Genomic DNA, 18,882 nt, shown 5'->3' on the forward strand with positions numbered 1-18,882 from the left:
GAACCGATGCGACGTATTCCACCGCTCAATGGTCGTTTTGGTTTGGAATATCGTAAGACTAATTTCTTTGTTCGCCCCGAATTGCTTTTTGCATCCAAGCAAGACCGCCTCGCACAAGGCGATAAGGACGACAATCGCATTGGAAAAAACGGAACCGCAGCTTGGCAGATTGTTAATATTCATGCAGGATATGAGTATAAATGGCTGAATATCAATCTTTCTGCTCAAAACCTTACGAACAAAGATTACCGCACACACGGCTCAGGAATCAATGGTGTTGGCCGAAGTCTATGGCTAACTTTGAATGTTGGCATTTGATAATTTGTTATATTTTTTGGTACATAAAGCGTCGGGTTTGCAAATCCGACATTATGTATAAACCAAATTTACAAGTGATAAACAAAGGGATATTGACTATTTTTTCATGATTAATAGACCGTAATAACTTTTATGCCCTAATACTTGATTTTTATGATGCTTTTATTTGACTTAAATCCCAAAATGCTAATGATTAGGAAGTTAAATTTTCATGATTACTATTAATTATGAAAATAAGTAGGAAAGAAACAGTAAAAATTTAACAGAATTTTGAAAGATACTGTCTCAATTTAAAATGAAGGGATACAAATGACGATAATTATTGAGAAAAGCTAATTTTCGCAGAAAAAGCATTATTAATTGTAAAAATTGATGCCGATAAATTTCTGGTATTAGCAGTTTAACAATTTGAAACAACACCTAAATAATTCCCAAATAAACAAAAACTTAGTCGATAGATGATTAAAAACTTATATTATTCATGTATATTGCATTTGTAAAGTTCAAATAGCATGAATAATGATAAAAAGAAACCTTGAATCGACTATTTTAGAAGCATTAGATTTTTTTCCTGCGGTTGGAATATTAGGTCCGAGACAGGTGGGCAAGACTACACTTGTAAAGTCTTTGATGAATCAACTTAATAAAGCCTCAATCTATTTTGATTTAGAGATTGCGGAAGATTATGAAACGCTTGTGAGAAATACAACTTGGGTAATTGATAATAACCAAGATAAAACAATTGTTATTGACGAGATTCAGAGATATTTACCCTTATTACCTCAGCTTAGAGGTTTGATAGATCGAAACCGAAAAGCGGGTAGATTTATATTGTTAGGGTCGGCATCACCTGTTTTCTTACAGAAGAGTTCAGAATCATTGGCGGGGAGAGTGGCTTACCATGAATTATCACCAATAGGTCGATTAGAAATGGAACAAGGGAATATCTCTGAAAATACTCATTGGTTAAGGGGGGGCTATCCAGATGCGTTACTTGCACCGAATGATAATTTATGGGGAAGATGGCAACAAAATTTTGTAAAGACCTATGTTGAGCAAGATTTATCAAATCTTGGAATGTCAAATCAGTCAATTTTAGTCAATAATTTTCTAAGAATGATTTCACATGTTCATGGAGGATTATTAAACTATTCAATGATCGCGAGTTCGCTGGGCATTTCACATACAAGCGTACATCGATATATAGATGTATTAGAACAAGCATTTTTAATTCGTAGGCTGGAACCGTGGTTTGTGAATATGAGTAAGAGAATTGTGAAAAGTCCCAAAATATATATCCGGGATAGTGGAAATTTACATTATCTACATAATGTCAGGTCTTTTACTGATTTGACACAAAACCCTGTTGCAGGAGCATCTTGGGAGGGATATGTGATCGAACAAATTATTCAGCGACTTAGAGATGACATTTCACCTTATTATTACCGAACCTCAAACGGAGCGGAGATGGATTTAGTTTTAGTACAAGGATTGAAACCCAAGGTTTCGATTGAGATTAAATTATCTTTGGTACCAGCTTTAAAGAAAGGCTCAACAGAATCAGTGAATGATTTAAAGACAGAGCATAATTTTGTTGTCACACCAGCAGGTGGCAATTTGGCAATCAAACAAAACTGGATACACTGCAATCTAAAAGAGGTTATATGGCAATTATCAGAATTAGGAATTGTAAGTTAAATTTAGAAATTTCTAATATATCTAAATGAAAATTTTATTTATTTAACATAAGATTAATTATATAACATTTTGTGTACTACTTAAAAAGCTTGACATATATAATATAAATAATATGATAATCAAGGATTTACAAAGAAATAAAAAAACCGTAAATCATACCCTACTTACGAAAAGTAGTGGAAAACTATCGTGCTGGACTGGTAAACTCTATCGAATTGTAGGCTGGTTTTCAGATGGATTTTAAGTATGTAAAAATCATAGAACTTGAAGCTAAAAATCAAGTTTTATGAAAAAATATACAAATGTAATAAAAGATATTTTTCTAACAGAAACCTTTTATTATCATATGAATTCTTTGCGACAAAAATGAAAAAAATCCCCAATTGAAAATCATTGAGGATTTAAGAATGAAATTAAACTTATGATTAATTATAACTGATTATTTATCAAAATTTTTAATTGGTTCTAAAAGATACTTATGCCTTCTTTCTACCTGGTTGTTTCAATAAATTGATAAGATCAGAAAGGTGTTTCTCGTAAACTTGTCTGGGAGTTACATTGTTTTTTACACAAATTGAAGCAGCTTTTCCGACGACTTCTCCCATCATACCACAAGTTCTCATTACCCTAACTGGCCCAAGACCTGTTTTTGTAACACTAATGTTTCTGCCAGCCATAAACAAATTACTTATATTTCGACTATAAAGTGTGCGATAAGGTGCCCAGTAGAGACCTCCATATTGATACTCTTTACCTCGAGTGTAGTCAGAAATGAATTCCATTCCCTCTAAACCCTCCTTAAATTCTTTTTTGGGGGTATGTAAATCAACGTGCCAAGAACAAGGAAACGCTCCGTCTTCAAATTGGGTTTGTTTCTTGAAATCTTCGGCATCCAAGACTATATCCCCCATCAATCTGCGTGATTCACGCTTACCTGCGATGTAGGCCGACCATCCTAAACGATGATTAGGATACATTTTATCTACATTTTTAATGACATCCCAAGCTCCATACATTGCCCTAAAGTTATGGTCTCTAATGAGTTCAATTTCTGTTACTTGATTTTGGTTGAAACCACTTTCCCAATACCACATATTGGCAAAAGACTGTAATCCTTCTTGACCAAAGGTTTTTACTCCCTTTCGGCCAGGGAAAGGTTTGTCGGCCAAATCTAATGCCCACGGACATCTTGGAAACGGTTGAGCAAACTGCCCGATTTCACATTTCATTGCCAAAGCACTTTTATCTTTACATTCACATTTTAATACTTCTTCTTTATTTGTGGCATCAAGTACATTAAAGAGATTAGAACTACCCATCAGGTTCTCAACTTTATATTCGTGGTCAGCCCCTGCCTTAAAGCCGACAACTGCATCGCCCGTGCAATCGGCAAAAAACTTAGCTTTGAGATGTATCTGTTTGGCCGTTTTTATGTTTTGAATAACAATACCATTAATTGTATTATCTTTTACTAAAACCTCAATTGCTCTATTTTCAATAAATAGTTTGATATTCGGTTCACGCTTAACTACTTCCAATTTTAGGTTATCGTCATAATACTCGGCACTTACTCCATTGAAAACTTGTCCAGAACCTTTAGTAATATTGGGTAAAATTTCAGTCACAATATCGCCAACGTGTGGGTAAGGCTCTTTGTTAGTATGTCCTTCTGGCCATACTCGTACTTCAGAACTACCGTTTCCACCTAATACTGGTCTATCTTGTACTAATGCTACTTTTACACCGTTTCTTGCAGCAGAAATAGCAGCACAAGTTCCTGCCAAACCACCACCAACTACTATCAAATCGAATGACCCTCCGTCGGCAGGTTTATCAGGTAATCCTAAAAGTTTACGTCTAAATTTGGTTAGAGCAGCAATATCATTAATTGGTTGAAAATTAATGTCTTTGCAAAATAAAATTGCTTCACATCTCCCCTCAAAACCTGTCAAATCATGTAGTGCTACTTTCGTCTTTTTTCCTACTTTTACAGTTCCACCATCATGCCAATGCCAATCTGCTCCTTTTGTACCGAACGTTTCTTTCAGGGGTTTATCATCGACTAATAATTGAAACTTCCCTGGAGTTCCAGGGGCATTCCAATGGGCAACCCAATCTTTGGTACGTACCCAAACACGATAAGTTCCTGCTGATGGGAACGTAATTTCAGTAGTAGCATCTTCTACAGGTATTCCCAATCCATGAGCCAATAAATATGGGCTACCCATTTTATCCATGGATTGTTGGTCGATATTCCATCCACCAAAATTGGCAAATTGCTCGGCTTCAAGAAAAACAAATTCGTTATTTGTATGCTTATTTGATGACGCTAATGTATCCTTTAAACCACCTGCCAAAAGCATCAAACTGGTATTGCCTAATACTCCGATAAAATTTCTTCTTTTCATGCTATTTTAATTTTTATCATTTTACTAATTTACCGCTTTACTGTGTCATTTTGTTTGTTTTTGAATTACATTTTTTTAGTTCGCCACCCAATCAATACCGCTAAGCAAAATATCAATAATCCAACAACGATTGCAGGAATATTCTGATTGGCAAATAAGCCCAATATTGAAACCCCAAGCCCCACGAAACCCATTGATAAAGCAATAACCTGTACACCAAAACGATTTTGTTGATTGGCCTCTTCTGTATTATGAACTGGAATACTTGAGTCTTCTTGCTCTTTTTGGGCTTGAATTAAAATTTGTTTATATTCAACGCCTCTAATGATTTGATAGATGTCAAATAATGCCAATAACAATAGAGGTAAACCTACACCCAAAGTTGTTTCATAAGTGCGATTAAGTTTAAATCCTAAAACAGATACACTAAATATTTTGAAAAATAAACTCACAACTAAGGCGATAACCGAGATTGTTACTACTGATGTACTTGTTTGTCGTTTCGAAAATAGCGACCAAATTATGGGGGCAAATAAGGCTCCCCCAGCTATTGATGCTGTACTCAAAACCAACTCAACAATACCACCTACTTTAGGCACAAGTATAGCAATGATAACTGTTAATGCTCCAAATAATACAGTGAAAATGCGAGCAGAGAAAATCAAAGTTTTTTCAGAAGCTTTTGGGTTAAAAAGATTTCTATACACATCATGGGCAAAAACGGTGGCAACTAAGTTAATCGTCGTATTCGCCTTACTGGCTGTTGCGGATACCATCCCTGCTAAGATTAAACCAATTAAGCCCGCAGGTAAAACCTTTTGACAAAGCATCATGTATGCCCCTTCGGGCTCTAAACCTTGCAAATTAGGGTTAATAATACGATAAATCATAGGTGGCAACATCCATATAAAAGGGCTGATGAGATATAAACCCGAAAATAGATATGCCACTTTTTGAGAGTCTCGCTCATTAGCAACGCTTGTATATCGCTGTACATACGCCCAATTGCCTCCAATATAGGTTGTCTGATAAGCCAAAAAAGCTAAGGCAAATCCAAGTGAATATTCTTCATTAAAAAAATTAAAAAAACCTTGTGGTGCTTGGCTAATAAAATTATTTACACCACCTACATAGCCAAAAGCTATTGGTATAACGATTAAAACAGCCGATGCTAATACCACAAATTGTACCACATCTGTCACTAAAACAGCCCACAACCCACCAGCCGCTGTGTATAAAATAATCATCGTACCGATAATAATAATACATGTTTCAAGCGATAGTGGCGTGGCGACGTGTACCATTTTACCAACAGGGTATAAGACTGAGGCAGTCATAAATAGACCATGTAACATAATGAGATAGGTGTAGAATTGCTGTGTTTTAGTTCCAAATCGTTGTCCGATATATTCAGCAGCCGTTACAATACCTGTCTGTTTCCATTTTTTAGTGAGGAAAATAGCAGTTATCAAACCACCTAAAACCATTGTTAGTTGAATACCATTGGCAACCAATCCGTGTTTGTAAGCAATTGAACCCCATACTACAAATGTACCCGCAGAAAAGTAACTCACAAAAAGAGATAAGCCATTAATCCACCAAGGAATAGCCCCTCCACCTTCAAAAAACGATTGTGAGTTTTTACTCCCCATACGGGTAAAGGCCATTCCTATTGAAAGTATTAACAAGGCAAAAACTGCCATTACTATAAAATCTAATTGTACCATTATTGCTTGCAGGTTAATTGTTTAATAACAACGCACCTCAAAGACACTGGCAGGTGTATTGATAGAGGGGTGTTCCAATTCTATTGTTATTAATTTTGTTGAAATAGTTTTTTCTAAATTGATGATATTCCGAGTTTGATAGTTACCCTTTTTTTCAAAAATAATTTGATTTTTATCATCTAAAATACGATAGTTTCTAACACAGAATGGCATCACATTTTCTGGATGAGTCATTAAAACAGATTCCATTGGATGGTCAAAATCGGTATCAAAACTGATTTCAATGCGTGAGATGCTTTGCTTATTCGTCCAATTTAAGGTTAAAATAGGGGTTTTATCTTTAAAATCAGCCACCCACGCATTAGGGCGTATTGTAGGACGAGCAATGCCATTTTTGATATTTTCGGCTGAAAATAATGCAATAGGACTATCAATTTTGAAGGATAAATTATGTCCTTCCGGACGGCGTTTGGGTGTCCAAAATTCAAACGTATCAACGCCTATATCTTCAGTTGGTTCTTGTTTTCCGTAGTTTGAAACTGCCTTATTGACAGTATTGAAAACTGATAAAATTCCAGTTACACGTTTTTCGGTACGAGAAATACTGATTTGTTCATTTTTCATCAAACAAACGTAAACATATTGAGGAGTATTTATCGACAGCCCTTCCCAGTCCAAATTCAAACAATTGCGTCCTTTTCTAATTGCAATAGATTTTTTAGCAATGATGACATTTGGTGTTTGATTGGTAGCTTTGTCACTTATCCGCAATTCCACTTCCAACGTTGTTTCAGTTTCACCGTAAGCATGAACAATCAAATTAGGAATCCGACCACCACTCAGCGGAATCATTTGGGCAACTGAAATACTGAGCGGCTGCAATAAATCTTTATTCTCTTCAAACTCATGAATTTTCAGTTCGCTCGAAGCTCTAATAAGGGCATTTTGTACTAAATCTGCCTTATCCTTTAATACAATATTCGGTAAAAACTGACCAGTCTGAATAAGTTGTGTTTGCAGTTGTTCTAAAAGATTCTTTTCTAAAAGCTGCTTGGGTAAAACACCCTCACGATGTGCCAATGCCGCCGCTACGCCAACCGCTTGCCCGCAGTAAGCAGATGTTGCCATCACCCTCGACGAGCCAAAAGCTACGTGGCTTGCCGAAATAATACGCCCTGTGAGGAACAAATTTTTGATATTTCGAGAGTACATTGTGCGATACGGAATATCGTAAATACCTTTGCTGTGCCACTGATTACAGCCGGGTTTATCACTAAAAACGCCGTCAGCAGGGTGTAAGTCGATAGACCACCCGCCAAAAGCAACCGCATCGAAATGGGTGCGTTGCTCAACAATATCTTGCTGAATGAGCATATAGTCGCCTTCAAAACGGCGGCTTTCACGCTTACCAGGAATAGTACCCACCCATTCAAGTGTAAGGTTTTCAGATTCTGGAAAATTACCCGAATTTTTTATGTAGTCCCAAACACCATACGCTACACGCCACAATTCCCATTTAATCAGTTCGGTATCATGCACTGTGTCCAATCGTCCGCCATATTCGAGCCACCACAGGCGGCAACCATATTCTTGGGTATTGAAACTGCGAAAGCGGGGTATTTGCTCAGATACATCTATGGCATAACTTGGGGCAACGAATTTGACAGGTTTACCCACATCTTTTGAATAAAAATAAAGAGAATGACCTAATAGCTCGCCATATTCTTCTGATGGGGCAAATTTTTCGCCAAATTCTTCTTGTTTTTCAGCCCCCATTCGAAATGCTGCACCCGATAAAAAGCCGACAACGCCATCGCCCGAAGCATCGCAAAACAGCGGTGCTACAAGTGTGTAGGTCGTTTGATTTTGAGGACAAAATGCAGTAACAGACTCAATTATATCGGCATTTACCTTGCCTATTTCATAAACAGCGGTGTTTAAAAGTAAGGTGATATTTTTTTCCTCTATGACTTTTTCAAGCAAAATCGTATCAAAAATTAGTGGATTACCCTCGGGATTTCGATACATATTTTCAACCAATAATTCATCAATTACGCCACCTTCTCTTGCCCAACGGTTATTATTGCCCATGTGCGAAGTTGCACCTAAAACCCATAAACGTACTTCGCTTGAAGCATTACCACCCAAAACTGGTCTGTCTTGTACCAAAACAACCTTGATACCTTGGCGTGCAGCCGTAATTGCACAACATACGCCCGACAAGCCGCCACCAACTATTACTAAATCAGATTTTATTTGCTGATTTCTAAAATTTCTACTGTATGTTGGATTATCTTTTATCATAAATTTTTTTCTAACCTAATTACACTTTTTTTAATGATTTAGCACCCATTTTCAAATAATCAGTAAGGTTATTATCTAATATTCGAGTGGAATTGCCACATTATAATTCACGGTTTCGCTCTCATAAACAGCACAAAACAATATTTTTGGTTTACCGTTTTCAAAGTACAATTGCGGGCGTTCTAATTTAGTAACAGTTTTGAAGCCTTGATTTGTTGGTATTTTTAGCGTTGAAACTAAGATATTTTTAGCAGGTTGCCAGTCTAAACCATTCGGTGACTCAAACAAGGCAAGGCTTGTTCCTGCATTCGTAAAGACCCCTTTCATATCCTTCACAATAGCCCAATATTTGCCTTCTTGAAACCAGATATACGGGTCTTCGGCAGCAAATTTGACTGTATCTTTTACAAAAACGGGTTTGGGCTGTTTTATAAATGGACCTTCGGGTTTATCGGCAATTGCTACACCATGCAACACACGTCCACCAAAAGGCATTTTCCCATTACTGACCGCCTTGTAAACCATTAAAAATTTTCCATCAGGTCGTTGAGTTACAGAGGGGTTACTTGTCAGTAAGTGGTCGAAACTATTAGTGGTTGTATCAATCAAGGGTTTTTTGCACCGTTTCCACTTACCTGTCGGTGAATTGGCAACAGCTACGCCGATGCGTTGATGATTACGATGATTCCACCATTCTCCATTTCCGTAGTTACCCATGTAGTAGAGATAGTATTTTTTACCAAATTTGTGAATGGTCGGGTTATGAGTAACGTCAGCATCCCAATATTTTTTATCCCTCTTGGGTAATATAACTTTTACAAACTTGTAAGGTCCAGTAGGAAAATCTGAAACGGCAACCGCTACCTCGCTATCAGTAACCCAAGCCTGATGTTTTTTACTTTTAGGCCAACGACTATAAAAAAGGTAATACTTGTTATCATCTCCCTTGACCATTGAACCGCACCAAACGAGGTAATCTTTTTCTTGAAAAATAGCATTATCAGGCATTGGTTGTATCCATTTAGATACGTCTAAGTCTTGTGCTTTTAGATTCTGAAAAAAGCATAAGACCATGATTGTCAATAGTTTAATTTTTTTCATTGTGATTATTTTAATGGCACGGCCACATTTACTGAATATTTTCTTTTTTCAAAACCCATAGCACCAAACAACAACTTTGGAACACTCTGTTCGATATACAAGCAGGGGCGTTCTAATTTGTCATCAAATGCCTTACCATTCGCCTGATAGACTTTATTTGCTAAAACTTTGGGGTGTTGGGCTGGTTGCCAATCAATACCATTGGTTGAAATCATCAACGCCAATGCTCCACTTTCACCTGTAAATTTGCCCACAACATCACGTACGATGGCGTAATTTACCTCTTGTTGATGCCAAATAAAGGGGTCTTCTGCCACCATCCATTCTTTTTCGCTGTCTTTTGCCTCAAAAATGGGCTTATTATGTTTTATAAAATCCCCATTAGGCGACTTAGAAAATGCCACCCCAAAACGGACTTTACCGCCCCGCAGTACCCCCGTCTTTTTTTCAACTTGTTTATAGATTAAGATAAAGCGACCGTTTTTATCAACCGTAATGGCAGGGTTTGAAACCATTAAAGCGTCGGCTGCCGTTGAATCTGAACCTACGTCCAAAATAGGTGTATCAAATCGCATCCAATCACCTTCGGGGTCATTGGCAACGGCCACACCAATGCGTTGGTTGTTTCGGTACTCCCACCAATTAGGATTATTGTAAGAAGTATGTGGTTTTACGTAAGATTTGCCCGTCGAACCCATGTAATACAAGTAAAATTTGCCTTTATATGGCAAAATTGCGGGATTATGGGTCGTTGTACCGTCCCAAAATTGTGTGCCTCGAGGCGGCAAAATGACTTTTATATGTCGGTAGGGGCCTTCGGGATTATCAGCCTTTGCTAAAGCGATTTCGGAATGTGTAATCCACGCTTCATGTCCCAATTCTCTTTTCCAACGACTATAAAACATATAAAACTTGCCACTTTTTGCTTTCGTTACCGAACCGCACCAAATATTATAAGCAGTATCACTGAAAATATGGGTAGCAGGTACTGGTTGAACCATAGAAAATAGGTCAAGGCTATCTATTTTTTTATTTATTTCGGGCTTTTGTGCCAATAAATAGGTGGCATAAAGCAAGAAACTAATCGTTAATTTTATCTTCATATTCTATTTTTCAATTTTAAACCAATTAAAATCAGCAACAATAGGTTTGCCTGTTCCTCGATTATAGGCATAAACGCATGTCTTCATATCCATAAACCCCCAATTGAGAGTTTCTTGGTCGCTTAAAAAAGGTGCATTAGCCAGCGTTCCTGCATTTAGCCTGTCTTAAATATGTGCACTAAATTGATTCACTTTCATTTAAAGATAAATCGGTTAGTTTTTAATATTTTAAATTTTTTTCAATATCGATTTTATTATATCAATCGATTTGATGTTTGAATTCAGATTTTTGTACATAAAAAAAGCTATTTCATATTGACATGTAATTACTACAGAAATTTTTCAGTTAAAAAACGATTTATCTAATTGATACCATTTTCCAGTCTTCAATTTTACCTTTTTCAATACATTTTTATATTGAATTTGATACCAGCCTGTTTTCTTTGGTTTTAAATTACATCGTACTAATTCACCTTTTTGCCAGTCAATTTTTACTTCAATATTGCCTCTTGCTTTGATACCACTGATGTTTCCGTTTTGCCATTCTTCGGGTAAGGCAGGTAAAACATGAATTATATTGTTTTGGCTTTGCAATAACATTTCTGTAATGCCAGCCGTATAGCCGAAATTACCATCTATCTGGAATGGTGGATGAGCATCAAAAAGGTTAGGATATAAGCCACCATTATATGAAAACCCTTTTTCTGTAGGGGAAATAGGACGTAATAAAGTTTTGATAAATTTGTGAGCACGATTGGGTTGGTGTAAGCGAGCAAAAAGATTCATTTTCCAAGCCGAGCTCCAACCTGTGCTTTTATCGCCACGAGCATCGAGCGAAACAATGGCGGCTTTTGCCAAATTTGGAGTTTTTAAAGGGCTAATTTGCCTTCCTGGGTGAACGGCAAATAGATGAGAATTATGTCTATGGTGGTCGGTAGAATCATCCACATCTTCCATCCATTCTTGCAGCTGCCCCCAATTACCTATTTGAGGCCCCAATAATTTCGAACGCATTGTTTCAATCTTGTGTCGGTAGGTTTCATCAACCTTTAACACCTTAGCTGCATCTATATAATTGCTAAATAAATCGAAGACGATCTGTTGGTCATAAGAAGCACCCATGTAAGGTTTTTTGTCTTCTTCATTTTTAAAAGGCCCGTGTTCTGGACTCCACCCATCGGGTGTAACGAGCTTTCCATCTTTGGTTTCAATCAAATGATTTTCCCAATATTTAACGATATCTTTTAACATAGGATAAGCTCTTTCTTTCAAAAACTTCACATCACCTGTAAAAGCATAATGCTCCCAAAAATGTTGGCTTAACCAAGCACTTCCAGGGCGGTGTAAACGCCATTTGCTGGGTCCGCCCATAAGGTTATTGGTACTGTACGCAACCCAACCAAACGGTACTTTTAATACACTGTCAGTTGTTGATTTATTAACAGCCGCTAAATTCTCTATCCAATCGAATAGGGGCAAATGGCATTCAGGCAAGTTAGTCTGCTCTGCCAACCAATAGTTCATCTGAACATTTATATTAGTTGTATATTGGGAATACCACGCAGGTTTAAATTCATTATTCCAAATGCCTTGTAAATTAGCCGGTAATCCACCCTTTCGTGAAGAAGCAATTAATAGATAGCGACCATAGTGAAAAAGTAAGGCTTCAAAATCAAGGTCTTTAGAGCCTTTACTGTAAGCAATCAAGCGTTCGTTGGTTGGTAAATTATCATTTGCATTCCCTAACGAAAAACATACCCTATCATACAAGCTCTCTACATCTTGTACGTGCGTTTTTTTTAATTGCTCAAAAGGTATATTAGTCGTTTCATTTAATTGTTTATCAAGATTTTCGTGTGGAGCAATACCCAAATAGTTTCGCTTTGAAAAAGGTAAGAAAGAAGTACCTGCCACCATATAACATGTCAGCGTATCGGCATTTTGAACAATTAGCGAAGAATCATTTCGACTGATTGTTCCACCTGTATTCGTTATAGATGCAATAGCTTCATATTGCATTTTATTTTCTAAAGTACCTGAAAAAGATAACCTATTTCCATTAACAGAGGTCTGCGTTTTATGTGCGTCTTTTAATGTAATATTTGCTGATAAAATATGTGGTTTATTGGCAGTAACCTGCATTATCAAAGCTTTATTCGGGTAGCTGATAAAATATTCATGCTTGTAGTCAATATCTCCAACCGAGTATGTAATCGTATGAATGGCATTATTCAAACTTAATGTTCGTCTATAATTAGTTACATTTTTGTGTTGCCAATGAAAATAGACGTCACCAAAGGGTTGATAAGCACCTACTGTTTCGGTAGTACCCGTACTCAATGAACTTTCATTAAACTGAACACGCTCAACATCAGTGCCTCCAAATACCATAGCTCCCAACGAACCATTTCCTAATGGTAACGCCTCAAGCCAATGTGCTGCGGGGGTATTGTACCAAAGGGTTTGTTTTTGAATTTGATTGGTAATTAATTTAGTATTTTCCTTATGATGTGTTACCTGCCCAGCTATGAATTTACCAACAGCTAACCCTATATCATTCAATCCATCTTGATTGTAATGTACGTTGTCTTTCATCCATTTTTTTTCAAAAAACAAGTTCGTTTCAGAGTAAGTAATAAATACATGCTTCAATTCATTAGCTACCGCCGTTTGCATGAGTCTAACCGTATCATTACCTTCTTTGGGTCTGGCAGTTTGATAACCCGTTTGAATAATGTAAAAAGGCAAATTTTTGCCATAGTGTAACCTAAATCGTTTAATAAGGCTAATAAGCGAAGTCTTGTATTCTTGCCCTGTTAACTTTCCATCATTAATGGCATTTGCATCTCTTTCGCCCTGCACCCAAATAATACCACTTAGTTTGCTGGCAGTTTTTATAATGGCTTTATCTGTTTTTTCAATTGCTTGATTAAATAACTCCCCCCCCTTATCCCAAGTACCATACGTTCCAAGTTCGGCTTTTTTGTGGCATGAGCTACCACCTCTGGAAGCAGTTAATAGAATGACCTTTTGTTGTGTTAAATTGGTAAATGCATGTACGAATGCTGGCAAGATTGTGCCTGTATTGGCAGGCTCAAGCAATTTCCACTTTTGACCAACAGGGTCTTTGAGTGGTTTAACAGCATCTTTCAGCACATCATATTCAAATGCTAAATTGCTGCTATAAAGATTACTTTTATTATAATCTCCCTGTCCATTTGCATTACTTTGACCCGCCAACAAAAACAATGGCTGTGCTTGTGGGGCGTCGAATAATAACATGCTACAAAGAAAAGAAAATAGAAAAAACTTCATAATAAATTCAAAAATTAACACCATAAATCACATTGACATTAAATTAATTGGCTTGTCTAAAATTTTAGTACTCAATTTTTTTGTCGATTTTGTTTTAATACTAAAGACATGATTATCTAAATCGTATGATTTTATGCACAATTGGAAATTTGTTATGTATTGATTTTATTCACAGAGAGGATTAAGATATACAGCATTGCTCGAAAAATGCTGTATATCTTTAAAAACTTAAATGTAATTTAAAACCTTGTTTCTGACTATTTCCAAGCAGGATTTTGCTCCAATTTAGAATTGGTCAGAATTTCTGCATTCGGAATCGGGAAAAAGCGATGCTTATCCTGAACTGGGCGAGTCGGGTAATAAGAGTTTAAAGCAGTGGCAACAGATTTAAAGTTTCCTGTGCGAGTGAGGTCAAACCATCTATCGGCCTCGTAGCACAACTCCCAAGACCGTTCCTGTAAAACGGCTTCGATGAAAGCGTCTTTGCTCAAGCCCGCTACTAAATTGGGTAAACCTGCTCTTTTTCTGACAACATTGATTGCATCATAAGCCGTTTGAGTGGCACCATTTGCTCTTGCTTCGGCTTCGGCAGCAATTAGATAGACATCGGCTAATCGTAAAATCGGGAAATTATTTTCGCCATTTGCCCCATTCGAATTGGGATCCATAAACTTTTTAACAATGATACGATCACGTAAAGTGACATCAGCTTGACCAATCAATTTACCCTGTGCATTGACATAGGCTGTATCTAAAAGCATTTTACGTTTATCGTCATTTGTAAAAGACTTGTAAAATGCGTGATAACCAAAAGCAGAACCAAAGGCTGTTTTTGAAAACACAGGTGGCGAATTTGCAGGAGCATAGAAACCCAACAAATCATAACCTATCAATCCTGGAAGGCTTGAAAATTCTGCCGCAAAGATGACTTCAATGCGGGAAGCATCTTCTTTCAACGGATTGTATAAATCCAAAACATTAGGTACTAAACTATATGTATTAGATTTTATCAAGGCTTGGGCATTTTCGGCAGCTTTGACGTTGTTACCAGCATACAAATATGCTTTGGCTAATACTCCAATTGCGGCTCCCCATGCGGCACGTCCTTTATCTTTTGGTGTTTTAGGCAAGTCAGCAACAGCTTTTTCCAAATCTTTTATAGCAAAGGCATAAACTTCTGCCACAGGGCTTTTGGCTAATTCGGTACTGGCAATACCTTTTGTACTGGTCTGTCGAAGAGGCACGTCTCCAAAGGTTTTTGCCAAATGAAAATAATACAAGCCTCTCAAAAAATATGCTTCAGCCAAAATATGTTTTTTGCGGGTTTCATCCATTACAATTTTTGGCACATTTTCAAGAACTTGATTGGTTCTGTTGATACCATTAAAACAATGCTGCCAATATTGCCCAACTAAATCGTTGGTTGCGTCATAAGAAAAAACGGTCAGCTGTTCACGCCCAACAACAGCACGAGGAAAACATTGGTCGCCCGAATATTCTGGTAATTGAATACCTACTCTGCTGTAAAGGTCTGTTACGGGTGTGTAGGCAGCTGTCAAAGCGGCTTCTGCATCGGCAGCAGATGTATAGAATTGACTTGGTGAAACAAAAGAATAAGGCTTTTCATCAAGTTTACAAGCGGTTACAAGAAATGTTACAACCACCGTGATTATAAGTAAATGATATTTTGATTTCATATTGAAAATAATTGAAGATTTGAAATGTGAGTTTTGAGGTACTTTTAAAAAATAAAAGCTCTAACTCATTCATTTTTTTAAACTACCAATGTGATAAATCTCATACATTAAAAGTTCAATTGAACCCCAGCAATAAAAGAGTGTGCAACAGGATACCCAATATTATCAACCCCCAGATTCAAGTTATTTTGACCAACTGTATTTACTTCAGGGTCATAACCAGAGTATTTTGTAATGGTGATAAAATTGTTTACACTTAGATAAATTCTTGAATTTGCCAAATATGCGTTTTTACCAATAGCAGGAAGTGTATAGCCAAATGTTAGATTTTTAAATCTGATAAAAGACCCATCTTCTATGTGTATATCAGACTGGTTGATACGTTGTCCAATCGAAGCCTTTTGATATTTGTTCGAAGGATTTGTAGGTGTCCAGCGGTCGAGCATAGTGGCATATTGGTTTGGTCCTGCCCCACCCTCTGACCTTAGTCTTGCAGCATTAAAAATATCATTACCCTGTACCCCTTGAATAAATAAACTCAAATCAAAATTTTTAAATTTAACATTATTGTTTAGACCAAATATAAAATTTGGATTAGGGTTACCAATAATATTTTGGTCAGCAGCTGAAATAACTCCATCTCCATTAAGGTCTCGGTAGCGTATGTTACCGGCAGATTTACCTGTTGGAATATTATCACCAATTTGATAGATACCATCAAAAAAATATCCATAAAATGAGCCAATGGGTTCACCAATTCGTAGTATACTTGTGTTTGAAAATGCTGCTACCGTTCCTGTACCATCAGCTGGTAAAATTTGTGTTCTTACACCATCTATTAAGGTGAGTTTATTTCTATTTGCGGAAAAATTCCCCCCAATATCCCATTTGACAGCCCTGTTTAATATTGTAGCGTTGAGGCTCAATTCTATTCCTTTATTTTCCACTGATCCAAAATTACCAAATACGGAAGCAAAACCTGATGAAAGTGGAACTGACCTTGACAACAATAGGTCTCTTGTATTCTTTTTATAGACATCAGCTGCAACTCGGATGCGGTTATTCATCAAACCAATGTCAATACCAATATCAGCCTGTCCACTTTTTTCCCATTTTAAATCAGGATTAGAAATATTAGCGGCAGCAATACCAATGGTACGTTGATTGTTGAAATTATAATTTCCAACTGAGTTTAATCGTGCCAAAGAGTTATAAAGTGGAATATCAGCATTACCAGTAATTCCATAGCTTACGCGTAATTTCAAATCAGAAATAAGATTCTGTTTTTTCATGAATCCTTCTTCCGATATACGCCATGCGGCAGCAACAGAGGGGAAGAATCCATATTTATTGTTCGTTCCAAAACGGCTTGAACCATCCACACGTCCTGTCAATGTGAGTAAATATTTACTATTGAAGTTGTAGTTTATTCTACCTGTATATGAATCAAGTCGCCAACTTTGTTTATTACTCGATACCGTTACTACTGCGGCTTGGCTGAGGTTATTATTGAAAACCAAATCGTTTGGAAACTGTGAACCAGTAATCGCATCAGACTGTTGCACTTGGCTTTGAGTAGAAAAAACACCTGTAAAAACTAAGTCATGCTCACCTAACTTTTTCTGATAATTAAGTAAACTTTCATGTAAATATGTATTAGAATAAACACTCCCTTTTCCTCCAATACCATTGACAATAGCAGCTGAACGGAGGTATTTATCTGCATATGCATCTCTTGAGTCATTGATTAAATCACCTCCAAACGAAGCCTTATAAGTTAAACCCTTCGCTATTGTCCAATCAGCGAAAATATTACCTAAAAATCGTCGAGTGGTATTACGGTTTGTTATCGAATATGCTAATGAAAGAGGATTAATAACATCTACAAAACGGCCATCGTAAATAGCAGTTCTGCCATCTGCTCCAAAAGCTGGTAGATAAGGGGCGGCTTGTAAAGCAGTTACAACAATACCAGCTCCACCATCATTGGCTGATGAAGTGGCAGCTCCATTATTAATAGCATAATTATAGGTGATACTTGTACCTATTTTGAAGTTGTTGTTTATTACATTATCAAGGTTAATTCTTAAAGCACTTCTATTAAAATTAGAAGTAATGATGATACCATCTTGATTAAAATGGCTCAACGAAATATTGTATTGTGTTTTTTCGTTTCCACCAGAAACGGATAGCTGATGGTTTTGGATTGCGGCTGGACGGAATACTAAACTTTGCCAGTCAGTGCCAACGCCCAATGATTTAGGGTCGGGGTTTATATTTGTTCCCAATAGTTCATTTTCATAAAGAGCATATTGTTCGGCATTCATCATATCCATCACTTTATTGATTTTTTGATTGCCATAATAGCCTTCATACGTAACTTTGGTTTTGCCTGCCTTTCCTCGTTTTGTAGTAATTAAAACTACACCATTTGCCCCTCTCGTACCATAAATAGCAGTTGCAGATGCATCTTTCAAAACCTCGATTGACTCAATGTCATTAGGATTTAGTGTCGATAAAACCGATAATCGATTGCCATTTTCAGTTCCAATTCCACTTCCGCCTCCAGCTATTGGGTTATCACTACCAGCAATTGGAAACCCATCAATTACATAGAGCGGCTCACTACTACCACTTATAGAATTATTACCTCGCACACGTACACTTATACTACCACCAGGTGCACCTGAATTTTGAGTTACCTGCACGCCCGATGCTCGTGCCTGCAAACCTTGAACAAAATTGGCAATAGGTGTTTGTTTGAGTTCAACAGCCTTTATTGATGATACTGAACCAGTTAAATCTGATTTTTTTGCTTCGCCGTAACCAATAACTACAACTTCATCTAATTCATTATTACTTTCTTCTAATACTACATTGATAAGAGTCTGATTACCAGCACGCACTTCCTTTGTATTAAATCCGATCATACTAAAAACCAATACAGATTCAGGACTATCAACTACAATTGAGAAATTGCCCTTGCTATCTGTAGATGTTCCTTTATTTGTACCTTTTACAGTAATATTCACTCCAGGTAAACCGTTCGAGTCTGTTGTAGAGCTTACTTTTCCCTTTACCTGAAATGCTACTTGAAAAGCATTGCCTTTTTGATTAAGAAATAGAAAGAATGCGAGAAAATAGCCAAACATGGCTATTTTTGTTTTAATAAGAGTGTTTGATAAAAGTAATTCCATATAACATTTATTTG

Annotated in this window: 9 protein-coding genes and 1 pseudogene; 2 read left to right on the forward strand and 8 right to left on the reverse strand. The window is 36.9% G+C overall.

What is annotated here, in order from left to right; genetic code table 11:
• A pseudogene (locus tag A6M55_RS16985) lies at positions 1-318 on the forward strand (TonB-dependent receptor); the annotation flags it as partial.
• A gap of 519 nt (positions 319-837) precedes the next feature.
• Complete coding sequence (locus A6M55_RS16990; protein WP_064198628.1) at positions 838-2,016, forward strand: ATP-binding protein; 1,179 nt, start codon at positions 838-840, stop codon at positions 2,014-2,016.
• A 476-nt stretch (positions 2,017-2,492) separates the two neighbouring features.
• Here A6M55_RS16990 and A6M55_RS16995 read toward each other — a convergent pair whose 3' ends face one another.
• From A6M55_RS16995 to A6M55_RS17030, 8 genes are all read right to left on the reverse strand, one after another.
• A complete protein-coding gene (locus A6M55_RS16995; protein WP_197491726.1) occupies positions 2,493-4,424 on the reverse strand; it encodes an FAD-dependent oxidoreductase in 1,932 nt (643 codons plus the stop codon).
• A gap of 65 nt (positions 4,425-4,489) precedes the next feature.
• Positions 4,490-6,151, reverse strand: a complete 1,662-nt coding sequence (locus tag A6M55_RS17000) for a sodium:solute symporter family protein (protein WP_064198629.1) — start codon at positions 6,149-6,151, stop codon at positions 4,490-4,492.
• Positions 6,152-6,172: 21 nt separating this feature from the next.
• Complete coding sequence (locus A6M55_RS17005; RefSeq protein WP_064198630.1) at positions 6,173-8,455, reverse strand: FAD-dependent oxidoreductase; 2,283 nt, start codon at positions 8,453-8,455, stop codon at positions 6,173-6,175.
• A 75-nt stretch (positions 8,456-8,530) separates the two neighbouring features.
• Positions 8,531-9,556 carry a glycoside hydrolase family protein gene (locus A6M55_RS17010; RefSeq protein WP_064198631.1) on the reverse strand — a complete coding sequence of 342 codons (1,026 nt, stop codon included), beginning with the start codon at positions 9,554-9,556 and terminating at the stop codon, positions 8,531-8,533.
• 5 nt (positions 9,557-9,561) lie between these two features.
• Positions 9,562-10,659 (reverse strand): glycoside hydrolase family protein, encoded by a 1,098-nt coding sequence (locus A6M55_RS17015; protein WP_064198632.1) that lies wholly within the window; start codon positions 10,657-10,659, stop codon positions 9,562-9,564.
• A gap of 342 nt (positions 10,660-11,001) precedes the next feature.
• Positions 11,002-13,941, reverse strand: a complete 2,940-nt coding sequence (locus A6M55_RS17020) for a glycosyl hydrolase family 95 catalytic domain-containing protein (protein WP_197491727.1) — start codon at positions 13,939-13,941, stop codon at positions 11,002-11,004.
• A gap of 290 nt (positions 13,942-14,231) precedes the next feature.
• Positions 14,232-15,671: a RagB/SusD family nutrient uptake outer membrane protein gene (locus A6M55_RS17025; protein WP_064198633.1), complete on the reverse strand. Its 1,440-nt coding sequence runs from the start codon at positions 15,669-15,671 to the stop codon at positions 14,232-14,234.
• A gap of 107 nt (positions 15,672-15,778) precedes the next feature.
• Complete coding sequence (locus A6M55_RS17030; RefSeq protein ID WP_229235562.1) at positions 15,779-18,868, reverse strand: TonB-dependent receptor; 3,090 nt, start codon at positions 18,866-18,868, stop codon at positions 15,779-15,781.
• Positions 18,869-18,882 lie beyond the last annotated feature (14 nt).

Source organism: Emticicia sp. MM, from assembly GCF_001649495.1.